This is a genomic window from Thiosocius teredinicola (assembly GCF_002009425.1).
In the GTDB taxonomy this organism is placed as follows: Bacteria; Pseudomonadota; Gammaproteobacteria; order Chromatiales; family Chromatiaceae; genus Thiosocius; species Thiosocius teredinicola.
In genome coordinates this window covers 3,954,739-3,970,586 of the sequence record NZ_CP019936.1, presented here as the reverse complement: position 1 = coordinate 3,970,586, position 15,848 = coordinate 3,954,739, and the positions used below count along the sequence as shown (strand labels likewise).

General features: G+C 61.1%; 14 protein-coding genes. 10 read left to right on the top strand and 4 right to left on the bottom strand.

The window, feature by feature from the left end; translation table 11 throughout:
- Positions 1-246 precede the first annotated feature (246 nt).
- Positions 247-1,197 (top strand): prolyl aminopeptidase, encoded by a 951-nt coding sequence (gene pip, locus B1781_RS18795; protein WP_078121127.1) that lies wholly within the window; start codon positions 247-249, stop codon positions 1,195-1,197.
- A gap of 31 nt (positions 1,198-1,228) precedes the next feature.
- On the opposite strand, the gene B1781_RS18790 is transcribed toward pip, so the two are convergent.
- From B1781_RS18790 to B1781_RS18775, 4 genes are all read right to left on the bottom strand, one after another.
- On the bottom strand, positions 1,229-2,080 hold the full coding sequence (locus B1781_RS18790) for an HDOD domain-containing protein (RefSeq protein ID WP_164513465.1): 852 nt from the start codon (positions 2,078-2,080) through the stop codon (positions 1,229-1,231).
- A 4-nt stretch (positions 2,081-2,084) separates the two neighbouring features.
- Positions 2,085-7,016, bottom strand: coding sequence for a response regulator (locus B1781_RS18785; RefSeq protein ID WP_125932176.1), 4,932 nt, complete (start codon positions 7,014-7,016; stop codon positions 2,085-2,087).
- Positions 7,017-7,316: 300 nt separating this feature from the next.
- On the bottom strand, positions 7,317-7,688 hold the full coding sequence (locus B1781_RS18780) for a PilZ domain-containing protein (protein ID WP_078121124.1): 372 nt from the start codon (positions 7,686-7,688) through the stop codon (positions 7,317-7,319).
- A complete protein-coding gene (locus B1781_RS18775) occupies positions 7,681-9,933 on the bottom strand; it encodes a DUF1631 family protein (RefSeq protein WP_078121123.1) in 2,253 nt (750 codons plus the stop codon). Before B1781_RS18775 ends, B1781_RS18780 begins: the two co-directional genes overlap by 8 nt.
- Positions 9,934-10,065: 132 nt before the next feature.
- On the opposite strand from B1781_RS18775, the gene dtd reads away from it, so the two are divergent.
- The 9 genes from dtd (at position 10,066) to tatC (ending at position 15,837) form a co-directional block, all read left to right on the top strand.
- The gene (gene dtd / locus B1781_RS18770; RefSeq protein WP_078121122.1) at positions 10,066-10,503 is read left to right on the top strand and encodes a D-aminoacyl-tRNA deacylase; all 438 of its coding nucleotides are present in this window, start codon (positions 10,066-10,068) and stop codon (positions 10,501-10,503) included.
- Positions 10,504-10,591: 88 nt separating this feature from the next.
- Positions 10,592-11,182 (top strand): imidazoleglycerol-phosphate dehydratase HisB, encoded by a 591-nt coding sequence (gene hisB / locus B1781_RS18765; RefSeq protein WP_334223788.1) that lies wholly within the window; start codon positions 10,592-10,594, stop codon positions 11,180-11,182.
- Between the two features lie 12 nt (positions 11,183-11,194).
- Positions 11,195-11,836, top strand: coding sequence for an imidazole glycerol phosphate synthase subunit HisH (gene hisH, locus B1781_RS18760; protein ID WP_078121120.1), 642 nt, complete (start codon positions 11,195-11,197; stop codon positions 11,834-11,836).
- 53 nt (positions 11,837-11,889) lie between these two features.
- Positions 11,890-12,627, top strand: coding sequence for a 1-(5-phosphoribosyl)-5-[(5-phosphoribosylamino)methylideneamino]imidazole-4-carboxamide isomerase (gene hisA / locus B1781_RS18755; protein WP_078121119.1), 738 nt, complete (start codon positions 11,890-11,892; stop codon positions 12,625-12,627).
- Between the two features lie 22 nt (positions 12,628-12,649).
- Positions 12,650-13,408, top strand: a complete 759-nt coding sequence (gene hisF, locus B1781_RS18750) for an imidazole glycerol phosphate synthase subunit HisF (RefSeq protein WP_078121118.1) — start codon at positions 12,650-12,652, stop codon at positions 13,406-13,408.
- A 72-nt stretch (positions 13,409-13,480) separates the two neighbouring features.
- Positions 13,481-13,798 carry a phosphoribosyl-ATP diphosphatase gene (locus B1781_RS18745; protein WP_078121117.1) on the top strand — a complete coding sequence of 106 codons (318 nt, stop codon included), beginning with the start codon at positions 13,481-13,483 and terminating at the stop codon, positions 13,796-13,798.
- Positions 13,799-13,953: 155 nt separating this feature from the next.
- A complete protein-coding gene (gene tatA, locus B1781_RS18740; RefSeq protein ID WP_078121116.1) occupies positions 13,954-14,190 on the top strand; it encodes a Sec-independent protein translocase subunit TatA in 237 nt (78 codons plus the stop codon).
- Positions 14,191-14,213: 23 nt separating this feature from the next.
- Positions 14,214-14,540 carry a Sec-independent protein translocase protein TatB gene (gene tatB, locus B1781_RS18735; protein ID WP_078121115.1) on the top strand — a complete coding sequence of 109 codons (327 nt, stop codon included), beginning with the start codon at positions 14,214-14,216 and terminating at the stop codon, positions 14,538-14,540.
- Complete coding sequence (tatC, locus tag B1781_RS18730) at positions 14,533-15,837, top strand: twin-arginine translocase subunit TatC (protein WP_078121114.1); 1,305 nt, start codon at positions 14,533-14,535, stop codon at positions 15,835-15,837. The genes tatB and tatC overlap by 8 nt, the downstream gene beginning before the upstream one ends.
- Positions 15,838-15,848: the final 11 nt, after the last annotated feature.

Genomic DNA, 15,848 nt, shown 5'->3' with positions numbered 1-15,848 from the left:
AAGGCAACCCGGCCGCGAGCAGACCGGGTTGCCTAGGTTGGCTGTCATCGCTGCGGCTCGATGTTGCTGCTGCAACACCTACGGGCGTCGACCCTGCGTGTCGTCCTGTCGATGACGGTGTTCAGTGTGCACGCGATCCTAATTCCGGGTTAGGGGCAAACTCGACCGGCCATGTAGGACAAATCCGATGGCCGCGTCCCGATACGCCACGGCGGCTTGGCGAATTTCGCGTTAGACTCTTTCACCATGAAAGACTTGTACCCCGAGATCCGGCCTTATCGCAGCGAGATGTTCGCTGTCGACGACGTCCATACGCTCTACATCGAAGAGGTCGGCAACCCGGAGGGTGTGCCGGCCCTGTTTCTGCACGGCGGGCCGGGTGCTGGTTGCGAACCGTATCATCGGCGCTTCTTCAATCCTGAGGTATACCGCGTGGTGCTGTTCGACCAGCGCGGCGCCGGCAAGTCGACGCCGCATGCGGATCTGAACAACAACACGACCTGGGACCTGGTCAGCGATATCGAGAAGATCCGCGAACGCCTCGGCATCGACAGGTGGTTGGTTTTCGGCGGCTCGTGGGGTTCGACGCTGGCATTGGCTTACGCACAGACGCATCCGGAGCGCGTCAGGGCGATGGTGTTGCGCGGGATCTTTTTGTGCCGCCCGCACGAGATCCTGTGGTTTTACCAGGAAGGTGCCAGCCGGCTGTTCCCGGATTACTGGGACGACTTCGTCGCACCGATCGACCCCAACGATCGCCACGCTATGCTCTCGGCCTACCATCGGCTGTTGACCGGCCAGGATGAACTGCGCCGTCTTGCTGCGGCCAAGGCGTGGTCCATTTGGGAAGGGCGTACGGCCACCCTGCTGCCGGACGAACGCGTTGCCGCACACTTCGCCGACCCACACGTGGCGTTGAGCATGGCGCGCATCGAGTGCCACTACTTCAATAACGATTCCTTTCTGCGTCCCAATCAGCTGTTGGAAGACGCGGCCAAACTTGAAGGCATCCCCGGCGTGATCGTACACGGACGCTACGATGTGATCTGTCCACTGGAGAACGCCTGGGCCTTGCACGAAGCCTGGCCGGGTAGCGAGCTTTCGATCATCGCCGACGCCGGTCATTCGGCGGCTGAGGCGGGAACCCGCCGGCGCTTGGTGGAAGCAACGGATTATTTCGCCGGGGCCGACGACTAGGCAATGCCGGCTGCCGATCCCGCAGGGATCGTCATCTGCTCGGAAACAGCGCCGCCGCCATCTCCTGTGTCCGTTTGCTCGTCTGCTGCAGGTGTTCGAAACCGGCCGCTTGCGTGCTTTCGTCCATACCCAGTGAGAGCAGGGCATCGATCGGTGCATCGAACGCCTGGCCGCGGCGCAGCGCGCCGGCCATATGCGCGGCGGAGTGCACGATAAGGCTGAGAATGTCGGCATCGGCTGCCGGTGACACCAGGTTACCGATGGCAGTGCACAGGGCTTGTGGCAGCTTCCAGGCCTCGGCGAGCAACTGGCCGGCTTCGTCATAGCCCATGCCGCAGGTCTGCTTGAGTATCTCGTTGAGTTGCCCGAATTCGCCCTCTGCCGATTCGTTCAGGGCGGTTGCCGTTTCCTGCGGCAGCGTCTCGGCCATCCACAACAGCCCGAGGTTGCTGATCAATCCGCCGGTTCGCGCCGCCGACACCCGATCGCTCGCAAGATGACCTGCCAGCCAGGTGCCGCTCTCGGCGCACAGCAAGGCGGTGTGCCAGAACAAGGGGGCGTCGAATGGCGGGCAACGCTGGGGGTTGAACGGTTGCGACACGACCAGCGCCACACCTGCCGTACGCACCACGCCAAGGCCGAGGCGGCTGCAGGCATGCTCGATCGACATGATCGGGCTGGCCGGTGACGACCACGCCGAATTGGCCAGCGACAACAGGCGAGCGGCGACCGTCGGTACGCGCTCCACCACACGGGCCACTTCGGAAAAATTCAGACTTTCGTCGTTCAGCGCCTGCAGCAGAAACGGCGCCCCGGGCGGCAGCACCGGCACACGGTCTTTTTCCAGCGGCTTGCGCGTGGCGGATGCGCCGGGCGTCGGCATCGCGTCAGGTCTCCCCGTTGCCGACGCGTGCTGCCGGGCTGGGTTCGGTAGCGTCTGCGGCGGTTGTGAAGAAGGGCGGTTCATTCAGCAGCGCCGGAACCTCTGCCGCCGGCGCCGGCCGGGAGAAGAAATAGCCCTGTGCCTGGTCGCAGAACAGGCCGGCCAACACGACCGCCTGGTCGCGCACCTCGACACCTTCGGCGACGACCGTGTAGTTCAGTGCATGCGCCAGGGAGATGATCGTACCGAGCATAACCGCGTCTTCGCTGCTGTTGAGCACATCGGCGACGAACAGGCGGTCGATCTTCAGCGTATCGATCGGCAGGTGCTTGAGCGAACCCAGCGACGAGTAACCCGTGCCGAAATCGTCGATCGCAATACGTACGCCCAGCTTGCGCAACTCATCCAGAACACCAAGGGCCTGGCTGTCGGATTGCACGCAGCTTTCGGTAATCTCCAGTTCCAACAAGCGCGGCTCAAGCCCGGTATCTCGAAGCACCTCGGCAACCGCGTCGACGATCAGCGGGTTGCGGAAGTGCAGCGGCGAAATGTTGACCGCCACCTGCATCTCGGGCACGCCGGCGTTCATCCAGTCTACGAGTTGCTGGCACGCGGTATGTGTGACCCAGTTGCCGAGTTGTTCGATCAGGCCGATGCGCTCGAGCGTTGGGATGAACTCGCCGGGCGAGATCACGCCGCGCTCCGGATGGTGCCAGCGGGCGAGGGCCTCTACGCCGATGACCAGCCCGGTCTGCAGATCGACCTGGGTCTGGTAGTACACCTCGAACTGATGCTGTTCGATGGCGTCGCGCAGCATCTGCTCATCCGCCAAGCGACGCTCTGCCTCGTCGGTCATTTCCGGACGATAGAACGCGTAGCGATGTTTGCCGGCCTTCTTCGCCGCGTACATCGCGCTGTCGGCCGCCTTCAGCAAGGCGTTGCCGGTAGTCCCATCATCCGGGAAGCGCGCCAGGCCGATACTCACGTGCGGCCGCCAGCCCTGTGTGCCGAATTCGATGGGTTGATTGATCGCGCCCAGGCAGCGCGTGGCGACTTCGGCGGCATCGACTTCGTCGCCGTTGTCATTGAGCAGGATGCAGAACTCGTCGCCGCCGAGGCGAGCGACGAAGTCGACGTCGCGGATCACGCTTTGCAGGCGACGCGCAACACTGACCAGCATGAAGTCGCCGACATCGTGGCCGAGGCTGTCATTGACGTCCTTGAAACCGTCGAGGTCGAGGAACAGCACGGTGAAGCTCTCTTCCCGCCGACGTGCCACCTTGATGGTGTCTTCGAGGTGTTGCATGAGATGGCTGCGACTGGCGAGCCCGGTAAGCTCGTCGAAGTAAGCCATCTTGCGGATACGATCGTCGGATTGGCGCTGGCGGGTCACATCCTGCACGGTACCCAGCACATTCAGCCCGCTGTTGCTCGTGACCAGTTCGAGATCCTGGCTGACAACGATGGCGTCTTTGCGCTTGCCGATGATGCGGTAGTCGAACAGCTCCGGCTGACGCTCGTGCAGTGCGCCCATGATGCGTGCCTTTACCTTGTCCCGGTCATCTTCGGCGATCAGTGCGATAAACGCATCGAGCGTGGTATCGAACGTCGATGTGTCGATGCCACACATCTCAGCGAGGTTGTCGGAAATCTCGAAGCGGCCGCCGGCAGGATCCCAGCGCCAGTAGCCGAGGCGCGCCACGCGCTGCGCCGTCTGCAACATCTGTTTGTGGCTGCGCAGTTCGGCCTCGTTGTCGCTGGCGCGCAAAATGAAGCGCACACGTTGCAGCAGGTAGGCGTAGTTGACCGGCTTGGTCGTGAAACCGGTCGCACCGGCATCGAACGCCTTGTCGATCGATTCGGTGTCATCCAGGCCGGTGACCATGATGACCGGTATGTCGTGTGTGTTGGCGTCGGCGCGCAGTCGGCGGCAGGTCTCGAAACCATCCGCGCCGTGCATCACGGCGTCCAGTAGGATCAGGTCGGGTTGGCGCCGTTGCGCCAGCACCAGTGCCTGTTCGCTGTTGGCAGCCTCGGTCGCGGCAAAACCCTCGGCACGCAAGACTTCGGCGGTAGTCAGGCGGAATCCCGGATCGTCGTCGACGACCAGTATGTGCTTGTCGTTGTGCCCGACAGGATCGCTGTCGCTGGGTGCCGCCATCGCCGCGGTGCCCGCAACCAGGTATTCGATGGCGCTGATCGCGTCGTTCGCTGACGTTTCAAGATTCGCAAACAGGGTGTCTATCAGTTCGCCGCGGTTGTTGTGTGCGGCTGCCTCCAACTCGGTGCAGGCTTGGGAAAGCTGGGTGGCCCCGAGATTGGCACTGGCCGACTTGAGCGCATGGGCCTTTTGACGAACAGCCTCGAGTTCTTTCTGCTGGGTGAGCTGTCGCAGCTGCGTCAACGCCAATGCAGCGTCTTCGAGGAACAGGGTGGCCACTTTGCCGAGCATGTCCTTGTTGCGCGCTTTGCCGAGCGCGCGCAGCCGTTCGATCACATCGCGATCGATCACGACTGGCCAGTCTGTCTCCGCCGGCGACTCAAAGGATGCATTCAGGTGTGGCGACGATGTTGCCAGCCATTGCTGCATTACCTCGGCCAGCTTCTCCTGGCGGAAGGGTTTGCTCAGGTAGTCGTCCATACCGACCGAGCGGCATTGCGCATCGGTACCCTTTTGCACATCGGCGGTCAGCGCGATGATAGGCGTACGCTCGCGGTTAAGGCGTTGTTCGAGTTCGCGTATCCCCTTGGTCGCCGCAAAGCCGTCAACCACCGGCATGTGGCAGTCCATCAGTATCAGGTCGTATTCCTGCTCTTTGAACGCCTCTATCGCCTGCTCGCCGTTTTCCGCCACGTCGACCTCGCAGTCCATGAGTTCGAGCATGCCCAAGGCGACTTCCTGGTTGACGTAGTTGTCTTCGGCAAGCAGCACGCGCCGGCCGCCCAGTTGCGGCACATTGGCGGTTTCGGTTGGCGTAGCGGAAAGCTGACCAAGACCGCGTTGTGCGTTCAGCAGGCAGGCAAGCAGCCGGTCCTGGCGGGCGGGTTTGGTCAGGTAGCACTCCACGCCGGCGTCTTTCGCCTGCGTAGCGATATCGTCGTCCCCGGCAGAACTCAACATGATGAGCGACAGCGGCGGTATCAGCGGGTCTGCCTGCAGGCGTTTCACCAGTTCTATGCCGTCGACTTCGGGCATCTGCCAATCGATGATGGCGATACGGTAGGGGTCACCCTCGCTGGCCGCTTTGCGCGCCAGGGCCAGTGCCTCCGCTGCGTCGGCCGCTGCATCGCTGCGCAACGACCATACGTTGGCCTGACCGGACAGGATGTCTCGATTGACCGGGTGATCGTCGACGATCAGGATGCGTAGCCCGCTGATCGTGCGCAGCGACATGTCGTCGTCGTTGTCGGACTGTGCCAATTCGACCATGACCGTCACTTTGAAGGTCGTACCCTCACCCGGCACGCTGTGTAGCGTGATCTCGCCACCCATCAGTTGTACCAACCGCTGGGTGATGGTCAGACCGAGCCCACTGCCGCCGAAGCGACGCGACGATGAGCTGTCGGCCTGTACGAATGCGTCGAAGATGTACTGGCACTGTTCTTCGTTGATGCCCGGCCCCGTATCGGCAACGTCGATGTGCAGTTTCAGTCGGCCGTCTTGTGCCGGCTCGGTGGCAACACGCACCGTGACTTCGCCATGCTCGGTGAACTTCACGGCGTTGCCGATCAGGTTGATCAATATCTGCGGCAGGCGGGTGACGTCGCAGCGCACCCGCGGCGGCAGGTCGGGGGGGATGTCGGCGATGATCTCCAGACCCTTGCGGTGGGCCTGGTCGGCGAAGATCTCCAGGGTGTCGTCGAACAAGGTGCGCAGGTCGGCATCGTCGAGTTGCAGATCGAGCTTTCCTGCCTCGATCTTGGAGAAGTCCAGAATGTTGTTGATCACGCCGAGCAAGCGTTCCGCCGATCGATAGGCCGTTTCGGCCAATCGTTGCTGGCGCGGTACCAGGCCGCTGCCGAGCAACAGTTCGGTCATGCCGAGTACGCCGTTCATCGGTGTGCGTATCTCGTGGCTCATCGTCGCGAGAAACTCGCTCTTTGCCCGGCTGGCGGCCTCGGCGAGAGTCTTGGCTTCTTCGAGGTCGTGGGTGCGCGCGTTGACCTTGGATTCGAGTTCTTCGTGGTGTGCCTGGATCTCGCGGTCGCGTTCTTCGATCTGATGCAACATGTCGTTGAAGCCGTTGATCAGGTCGCCGATCTCGTCGCCGGAGTGTTGCGGCAAGCGCAGCTGAAAGTTCTGCTCTTCGGTTACCCGCCGCATACCCTTGGCGAGGTCGCGCAGCGGTGTGGTGATGCTGCGTTGCAGCCTGCCGACCAGTCCGGCCACGATCAGCATCACGACCAGAAAGACCAGCAGGGAGAATGCGAAATACCACTTGAACTGGTCGTACATCGGACCAAGGTCCGTTTCGACGTGCAGATATCCGATCACGTCGTCGCCGCGATGGATGGGTACGAGCAAGTCGAGGTCTTCGGCATCGAAGCGGCTGGTAGCCTTACCGTCAGCGATCGCCTGCTTTATCCAGCCGTCGTCGTTTTCGGCGGGCTCATCTTTCTCGACCCAGTCCTCTTCAACGAACAGGCTCCCGTCCGTGAGGTAAACGGCGGCGCTGTGTGCGTCGCCTTCGGCCCTCAAGGCCTCGAGTACGCGTGTCGCGGTTTCGGGATTATCCAGCTCGATCGCGGCTGCGGAGCCGTGCGCCACGACGGAGGCCAGTTTGTCGACATGGTTGACCAATGAGCGGCGCGTGTCGGCGTATTCGAGCAGGGCATAGGCGACGAACGAGGCCAGCAGTGCCACCGCGGTGACAGCCATTACCAGCATGCGTATCTTGGTGCTGACGCTGCATCGCTTGTTGCTGACGATGGGCACGCTCAATCGGCTCCAGCGTGGCGGCGAGTCGTCGATTCGGCGGCATGCAACGAGGCATCCGCCCGACGATAGCGCCGCGGCAGAAACCGATCCCTGCAGATGTAAAGCGGATGCATTTTCATGATTTGCCTGGAAGCGTCCTGCATCAACAGTGCGCACCGACCATGGTTGATCGACGATGCCGCCGGAATACAGACGCCCTTCAGAGGTTGTCGGCGGCGGGTGTCAATCATTTAGTGCCTGAAACGGCGGTGAAACCTTTCGGCGAGGGCGGGATTGCCGCCGATGGAAACGCTCGGCTCAGCTGTTGGCTGCGAGGAAGGCGAGCAGTTTTTGAATAGCCTTGCGGCCGGTATCGCTGATATCGATGATTTCCAGCCCGACCCAGAATTCATTCGGCGAGTTGGCGGGTGTGCACCACAGTACCTTGGCGCCGACGCTGATCGATGGCTCGTTCAGGTACTGCGGCATGTCGACACGCATTTGGAGAATGCCGTTCGCGAACAACTCCCGATGGGTGATCAGCATCAGGCCTTCGTCGCACAGGTTGCCGACGAGACCGAGGGGCTGGTCGTCGATCACATTGAAGACACGCAGGCCCTCGTTATGTGCGTCGACACGATCGCTTTTGCGGCGTTCGTCCACGGTAGATTGATTCTCCAGTTCAGCCATTCACTGTCTCTTCCAACGCGCGGCGGATGCGCCTGAGCGAACGCGCCACAAAACTCGATGTTTCCTGGCGCATCGGACGGACACTGCCGCTCCGGATCTTGCGCGCCACTGCGACAGCAGGCATCAGTGCGATCTTTGCACCGTGTTGGTCAACGAACAGGACATTCTTGGTATGCGGGTTGACCCACAAGAGCTTCACTGCCTGTTCGTCTTTTCCATCCTGGTCCTGCATCACAAACCAGCTGCCGGCCTCGCGCATCAGTTTCTCGGAGATCCTGATGTCTTCCATGGTCGGCTCGACTTCATCGTGGTCGTGCGCCGCCTGCGATACGGAGGCGGTTGCGGCGACCTTCGGTTTAGCCGGTTGTGCTGCTGCCGTCGATTTCTTAGCGGCCACGACCGTGGTTTCTGGAGTTTTATCCAGTGCTTCGATAACCCGTCGGATGTTCTGTTCGTGATGCGGGATCAGGCTTCCCACCGTGGTTTCGAGACGGGTGGTCAGGTCCTTGCGGATGTCGGCACCCAGCGGCTGGCCTTTGGCGGCGTAAACAGCGGCTGCGACCAGCGCCTCGCCCACGCTGTAGGCGTTGCTCCACGCGCGTGATTCGGTATCGAGGTCATTGCGCAATAACAGCAGGGTGAGATAGTCGGCATAGGTGGTCGACAGGAAGGTGATGACTGCCGGCGCAACCTCGATGTCGCCACTGATGTCGTCGATGGTGTTCTTGACGATATCTTTCGCCTGTTCCAGGCGCGCGCGTCCACGCTCGCTCTCGAGGGTGCGCTCTTCGGCCGCCGTAGTCTGTTGTTCGAGTTTCTTTTCGGCGGCTTCGAGTTCGGCAATCTGTGTGTTGAAGAACGGCTCGTCGAGCGTCTCGCGTTCGAGAATGCGGGTGACGATCTCCTGCAACTGCGGATAGATGCCTGCGCGCAGGTTTTCTTCGCGCACCCAACGCATCCCGGCATCGACCATGCGCTCGAACAGGCGCCGCGCCGGGTGCTTGTTATTGTCGAGGAAGTGTGGATCCTGCACCGCTATCTTCAGATAGCGTGTATGCAGGTGGCTGAGCAGGGTCTTGACCGAGTTCGGCAGCAGTTTCTCGTTCAGCATGGCCTCGAACAGCATGCCGACGATATCGATGACGTCCTCGTCCTTGCTTTCGAGTCGATCGCGACCGACCAGGCCCTTGATGATCTGGCGTTGTTTCTCCAGCGCGCCCTTGACCTTCAACAGCAGAGCGGCATCGACCGATACCTTGGTGCCGATCGGTCCGGTGGGTATCGGCACCGGGTGCGGTGCTTCCTGCAGGACGCGCACATCCGCAATCGCCTCGCCGACATTCGCAGCACTCGGCGTGATCGGTACCGAGGTCTGCAGCGGAGGCGGCGGCGACTGGCGCCGGCGCTTCTCCATCAGCAGCGAGCTGATCGCGGCCAGTGTTTCCGCCGAGGTCGGGGTTGCCGGGCGCAGGCGTTGCGCAGGTTCGGTATATCCCCAGTCGGAGTCTTCGTCGGCTGCGTATGCCGCAGGATCGTATTCGGGGGTGCGCTCGCGCGATTCGTCGATCTGCTCGTCCGCGGCGGAGCCGGCAGCGCTGCTCGACGGTCCGAACTTCTGGTAGTCGTACTTGACGTTGGGCAGGATGCCCATCTCGACCAGACGCTCGTTGAACTCGTTATACAAGCCGCCCAGGCGCCCGACGACGTAGCGATCGAACAGGGTGTAGAAGACCAGCCTTACTTCTTTCTCGACCTCCAGTTTGCGACTGGCTGGGTCGAATGCGCGGATCACCTGCATTGGATTGCCGGGCACGTGTTCGGCGTCTATCGGGCGACCGCCGAGCAGTACCGACAGGCGTTGTGCCAGACCGTGAAGCTGACTTTGCTGTTTGTCGACCGCGCGCTTGGCGATGGTTTCGAGAGCCAGTGAGCGCTCGTAGTCTTCGACGTCCACCAGGCTGAGCGTGTCGGCGCCGAGCTGTTTGCTGGTGTCGGTGATTTTGGAGAAAGAACGCATGCGTTCGAGCAGCTGGTTCTGAAACTCGGTAACGATGATTTCTTCTTTGAGGTAGAACTCTCGTTGCGCGTCGAAGAACAGACGCTGCAGCCGATTGTTTTCGGCAGCGTCAGCGAACTCGAGCAGCACTTGGCTGGAAGAATCGAACAGTTGACGCAGGCCTTCGATGAGCGATTTGCTGACGTCTTCTTCCCACTCGGAGAGGGTCTTCTGAATCGTTGTTTGCATATTTTTCCGGTTCAGCGGGGCACTGGGGAGCGGCGCTAAAAGGTAGAATACTAACCGTTAATTCGACGTGCCAGCGATTATATTGAGGGAATTCGCTTCGAAATCGCCCACTTCAGCCGGGAGGATCGGGTATTGATCGGACTGCTTCAGCGCGTGTCTCATGCCTTTGTAGAGGTCAATGGCGAACGTATTGCGGAGATCGGTCGCGGCCTGCTGGTGTTGGTCGGTGTGCAGAAAAACGATAGCGAGGCGGAGGCGGATCGTTTGCTGCAGCGCCTGCTGGGTTACCGGGTGTTTGCCGACAGCGAAGACAAAATGAACCTCAGTGTTGCCGATATCGGCGGTGGGCTGTTGTTGGTGCCGCAGTTCACCTTGGCGGCGGATACCCGCAAGGGACGTCGGCCGAGTTTTTCGGGTGCAGCGCCACCGGATGAGGGAGCGCGCCTGTTTGCCTATCTGTTGGCACACGCCGCAGCGCAGGCCAAGGGCGTGCAGAGCGGGCGATTCGGCGCCGATATGCAGGTCGGGCTGGTCAATGACGGGCCGGTCACGTTCTGGCTGGAGACCTGATCGGTCCCGCACTGCGAATTTGCCCCGATGCGTGCTATTTGGCGTAGAATTCCCACGAATACAGCGGCATATCTTTTGGAGCATGAAAGTGGCTCGTAGCGCCAGCATCAAGCGCGACACTCTGGAAACTCAGATATCGGTAAGCATTGCCCTCGATGGCACCGGCAAGGCGTGTTTCGACACCGGCGTGCCGTTTCTCGAGCATATGCTCGACCAAATCGCACGCCATGGTCTGGTCGATATTGAGATCGTCGCCAAGGGCGATCTACACATCGACGCGCACCACACGGTGGAAGATATCGGTATCACTCTCGGTCAGGCGTTCAGCCAGGCGGTGGGTGACAAAAAGGGTATCCGGCGATACGGCCATGCCTATGTGCCGCTCGACGAAGCCCTGTCGCGCGTGGTGCTCGATCTTTCCGGCCGGCCGGGCCTGGTATTCGATGTCGATTTCACCCGCGGCATGATCGGCGGTTTCGATGTCGACCTGTTTCACGAGTTCTTCCAGGGATTCGTCAACCATGCGGGTGTCACCTTGCACGTCGACAACCTGCGCGGCAGCAACGCCCACCACCAGGCCGAGACCATATTCAAGGCTTTCGGGCGCGCCCTGCGCATGGCGATCGAACCGGATGAGCGTCTCGGCGATGTGATTCCGTCCACCAAGGGCAGTCTGTAGGGGATTACGCTCGTGGTTCAGAAGATTGCCGTGATCGATTACGGCATGGGAAACCTGCGTTCGGTATCGAAGGCGGTCGAGTACGTTGCCGATGGCGCCGAGGTGCAGGTAAGCAGCGACCCACGCTATATCGGCGAGGCCGACCGCGTGGTGTTCCCCGGTCAGGGTGCGGCGCGCGATTGTATGTTGGCGATCAGCGATCACCACCTCAACCAGGCGGTTCTAAGCGCCGCCGCGAACAAGCCGTTTCTCGGTATCTGCATGGGCATGCAGGTACTGCTGCGCCGTTCCGAGGAGAATGGCGGCACTGAGCTGCTGGGCCTGTTCGACGGCGAAGTGCGCCGCTTCGACAACCTGCCGCTCGGTGACAACGGCCTGCCGCTGAAGATTCCGCACATGGGGTGGAGCCAGGTACGACAGGAGCAGGAACATCCGCTGTGGAACGGTATCGACGACGGCAGCCGGTTTTATTTCGTGCACAGCTACCGGGTGATGCCTGAAGATGCGTCGTTGGTCGCGGCGACCACCGACTACGGCGTGCGTTTCACCTGTGCGATCGCGCGCGACAATGTGTTCGCAACCCAGTTTCACCCAGAGAAGAGCGCGGACGCGGGACTGCAACTGCTACGCAATTTTGTGAACTGGCAACCCTAAGGTTATGAGTGGCCGGCCATCGCCGGCGATGAGCGCTGAGTAGAGACACGACGATGATTTTGATCCCCGCTATCGACCTTAAAGACGGCAAGTGTGTTCGCCTGCGCCAAGGCGTTATGGAAGACGACACGGTGTTCTCCGACGATCCGCTGGAGATCGCCCAGCGCTGGGTCGACGCCGGCGCGCGTCGCTTGCACATGGTTGACCTCAATGGCGCATTCGAAGGCAAGCCGGTCAACGCCGAACCGGTGCGGCGCATCGCCGATGCCTTCCCCGACCTGCCGATCCAGGTGGGTGGCGGTATTCGCAATGCTGAAACGGTCGAGGCCTATCTGGATGCCGGTGTGAAATGGTGCATCCTGGGTACCAAGGCGGTCCGCGAACCGCATTTCGTGTCGGAGATCTGCCTGGCTTTCCCCGGTCACATCATCGTCGGCCTGGATGCCAAAGACGGCAAGGTGGCGGTTGAGGGCTGGTCGAAGCTGTCGCGCCACGACGTGATCGACATGGCGCAACATTTCGAGAACGACGGTGTGGATTCGATCGTGTACACCGATATCAGCCGTGATGGCATGATGCAGGGCGTCAATGTCGAAGCCACGGCAAAGCTCGCCAATGCGGTGCGCATCCCGGTCATCGCATCGGGCGGTATCACCAATATCGACGATGTGCGCCGCCTGTGTGAAGTCGAGAGCGACAACATCATCGGCGCCATCACCGGCCGGGCGATCTACGAAGGCACGCTCGACCTGGCCGAAGGGCAGAAGCTGGCCGACGAACTCAGCGCCTGACGGGGCCAGCGAGGCGAATACGATGGGACTGGCAAAACGCATTATCCCCTGCCTGGATGTCGATGCCGGGCGCGTCGTCAAGGGCGTCAAGTTCGTCGATATCCGCGATGCCGGCGACCCGGTCGAAGTCGCCCGACGGTACAACGAAGAAGGCGCCGACGAGATCACCTTTCTCGACATCACCGCGACCGCGCACGAGCGCGACACCATTGTGCACGTGGTCGAGCAGGTGGCCTCCGAGGTCTTCATTCCGCTGACCGTGGGCGGCGGTATCCGCAAGGCGGAAGACGTGTTGCGCATGCTGAACGCCGGCGCTGACAAGGTGGCGATCAACTCGGCTGCGGTGTTCAACCCGGAGTTCGTCAAAGAGGTGACGGACCGCTTCGGTTCGCAGTGTATCGTGGTGGCGATCGATGCCAAGCGGGTCGACGATCACTGGGAGATCTTCACCCACGGCGGGCGCAAGCCGACCGGAATCGATGCCCTCGAGTGGGCGCGCAAGATGGCCGACTTCGGTGCCGGCGAGATCCTGTTGACCAGCATGGACCGTGACGGTACGAAGATCGGTTTCGACAATGAACTGACCCACGCGGTAGCCGCGGCGGTGCCGATCCCGGTCATTGCCTCCGGCGGCGTAGGCAACCTGCAACACCTGGTCGACGGCGTCAAAGTCGGCGGCGCCGATGCGGTGCTGGCTGCGTCGATCTTTCACTTCGCCGAGTATTCGATCGGCGAGGCCAAGCAATTCATGGCCGAGCAGGGCGTCGAGGTCCGTCTGTAAGCGCGGTTTGCCGGCGCCCGGGCCGAATGTTAAGTCGGTCGATTACTTCAACAGCCTTTGAGCGAGCCTTTCATGAGTGACACCCTGAGCCAATTGGCCGACGTGCTTGAGCAACGCAAACAGGCAGACCCGGGCGAGTCCTATGTCGCCAAACTGTACAGCAAGGGTCTCGATGCGATCCTGAAGAAGATCGGTGAAGAGGCTACTGAGACGGTAATGGCCGCGAAAGACGGCGATCGAGACAAGATCGTGTACGAAGTGGCCGACTTATGGTTTCACTGCATGGTGCTGCTGGCCGACCAGGGGCTGCATCCCGACGATGTCGAGAAAGAGCTGCAACGGCGTTTCGGCCTGTCGGGACTGGAAGAAAAGGCCCAGCGCGGCCAATAAAACCTTTTTCTGCAACCAAATTATGCGCTTACTGCCTAACCGTGGTGGGCGTCGACAGGATGTCGGCAAAACACAGCCGTGCGGGCTTGAGGTATCATGCCCGCTTGAATTTTTAACCCGCCCCTCCAGTGGTCGGGCAAATACCGGAGAGAGAGATGGGTATTGGTGGAATCAGTATCTGGCAGCTGCTAATCATCCTGGTGATCGTGTTGTTGCTGTTCGGTACCAAGCGTTTGCGCAACCTGGGCGGTGATCTGGGCAACGCAGTCAAAGGCTTCAAGAAAGCCATGGGCGACGAAGAAAAGAACGCCGAAAAGAATCCCGAAAAACTCGAGCAGGCCGACGAGAAAGTCATCAACGGCGAAGCCACGCGCGAAAAAGAAAAGCAGTAACGCTCACAAGGTCGTAACCAGCCATGTTCGATGTCGGTCTACTCGAGCTGTTGCTTGTCGGCGTCGTGGCGCTGTTGGTCGTTGGGCCGGAAAGACTGCCCAAGCTGGCACGCACCGCCGGCATGTGGCTGGGTCGCGGCAGGCGATTCATCAACTCAGTCAAAGACGACATCGATCGTGAAATGAAGGCCGACGAACTGCGCCAGATCCTGGAGAAGCAGAAGCAGAGCAATCCGCTGCATGAGATCGTCGACGACACCAAGAAGACCTTCGACCAGATCAAATCGGATACCGAGGCGGCGGTGAATGTGAGCGACAAGCCGAAGACCTCCGACGCCAAACATGAGTGACGACTCGAACCTTTCCGAACAACCTTTTGTCAGCCATCTGATCGAACTGCGCGACCGCCTGCTGCGCATGGTGTTGGCGGTGGTGGTTCTGTTGCTGATCCTGTTTCCGTTCGGCAACGATATCTTCCACGTGCTCGCTCAACCGGTGATGAATGCCTTGCCCGAAGGCAACTCAATGGTCGCCACCAAGGTGCTGTCGCCGTTCCTGACGCCGTTGAAGCTGGCCTTCGTTGCCGCCGTGTTTATCGCGATGCCTTATCTGCTCTACCAGCTGTGGAGCTTTATCGCGCCCGGCCTCTACCAGCACGAGAAGCGCCTGGCGTTTCCATTGCTCGCGTCGAGTATCGTGTTGTTCTATGTCGGCGCGACCTTTGCCTATTTCGTCGTCTTGCCGCTGCTGTTCCCGTTCCTGGTCGGCGTGACACCGGACGATGTCATGGTCATGCCCGATATCGCCGACTTCCTCGATATCGCCATTCGTTTCTTCTTCGCCTTCGGTATGGCGTTCGAGGTACCGGTGGCGACCATTCTGCTGGTGATGGCCGGCATCTCGACGCCGCAATCGCTGGCGGAGAAGCGGCCCTACGTGATCGTCGGTTCGTTTGTCATCGGCATGCTGCTGACGCCGCCGGACATCATTTCGCAGACCTTGCTGGCCGTGCCGATGTGGCTGTTGTTCGAAGTGGGATTGCTGCTATCGAAGATGCTGCTGCGCAAGCGCCGTCAGCGTGGAGAGCAGGGCGCCGAATCGACGTCGGATACCCCGCCCTTCGTCGGCACCATGCCGGTTGCCGCAGGTGCGGCCTCGGCGGGCGCAGCGTCGGCAACGCCATCGGACCCGTCTCCATCGGGCGCACCGGCGGCCGCCAGTGAGCCATCGGGTGAGTCGTCGGACGATGAGTCGAGCGAGGCGATGACCGAACAGCAGATGGAGGACGAGTTCGACCGGATCGAGGCCGAATTCGAGGCGTTGAACGAAACGCCGGCCGAAGGTGTGCCCGACGTCGACGCAGACGACTATGACGAGTCGGAAGACAACGAAGCGGTCAACGGCGTCGATGAACTCGTGACCTCGTCCGCCGATGATGACGCGGCCAACATGCTCGATGAAGAGGAGACCTTCCCGCAGCGTTCCGCAACCGAAGCCCTGGTCGATGCCAAGATCGAACAGATCGCGGCGTTGTATGCGACCGAGGCCTATAGCGAGGCGCGTCGCCTGCTGTACGAGGTGCTCGAAGACGGCAACGAGCAGCAGAAGAAGGTGGCGCGCAACATCCTCGGCCAGTTGGATAGCTGAGGCAGGGTTTT

Excerpts from the sequence above, each read along its gene's own strand:
- pip (WP_078121127.1), top strand. The coding sequence starts at position 247 with ATGAAAGACTTGTACCCCGAGATCCGGCCTTATCGCAGCGAGATGTTC.
- B1781_RS18790 (WP_164513465.1), bottom strand. The coding sequence starts at position 2,080 with ATGCCGACGCCCGGCGCATCCGCCACGCGCAAGCCGCTGGAAAAAGAC.
- B1781_RS18780 (WP_078121124.1), bottom strand. The coding sequence starts at position 7,688 with ATGGCTGAACTGGAGAATCAATCTACCGTGGACGAACGCCGCAAAAGC.
- B1781_RS18775 (WP_078121123.1), bottom strand. The coding sequence starts at position 9,933 with ATGCAAACAACGATTCAGAAGACCCTCTCCGAGTGGGAAGAAGACGTC.
- hisA (WP_078121119.1), top strand. The coding sequence starts at position 11,890 with ATGATTTTGATCCCCGCTATCGACCTTAAAGACGGCAAGTGTGTTCGC.
- hisF (WP_078121118.1), top strand. The coding sequence starts at position 12,650 with ATGGGACTGGCAAAACGCATTATCCCCTGCCTGGATGTCGATGCCGGG.
- B1781_RS18745 (WP_078121117.1), top strand. The coding sequence starts at position 13,481 with ATGAGTGACACCCTGAGCCAATTGGCCGACGTGCTTGAGCAACGCAAA.
- tatA (WP_078121116.1), top strand. The coding sequence starts at position 13,954 with ATGGGTATTGGTGGAATCAGTATCTGGCAGCTGCTAATCATCCTGGTG.
- tatB (WP_078121115.1), top strand. The coding sequence starts at position 14,214 with ATGTTCGATGTCGGTCTACTCGAGCTGTTGCTTGTCGGCGTCGTGGCG.
- tatC (WP_078121114.1), top strand. The coding sequence starts at position 14,533 with ATGAGTGACGACTCGAACCTTTCCGAACAACCTTTTGTCAGCCATCTG.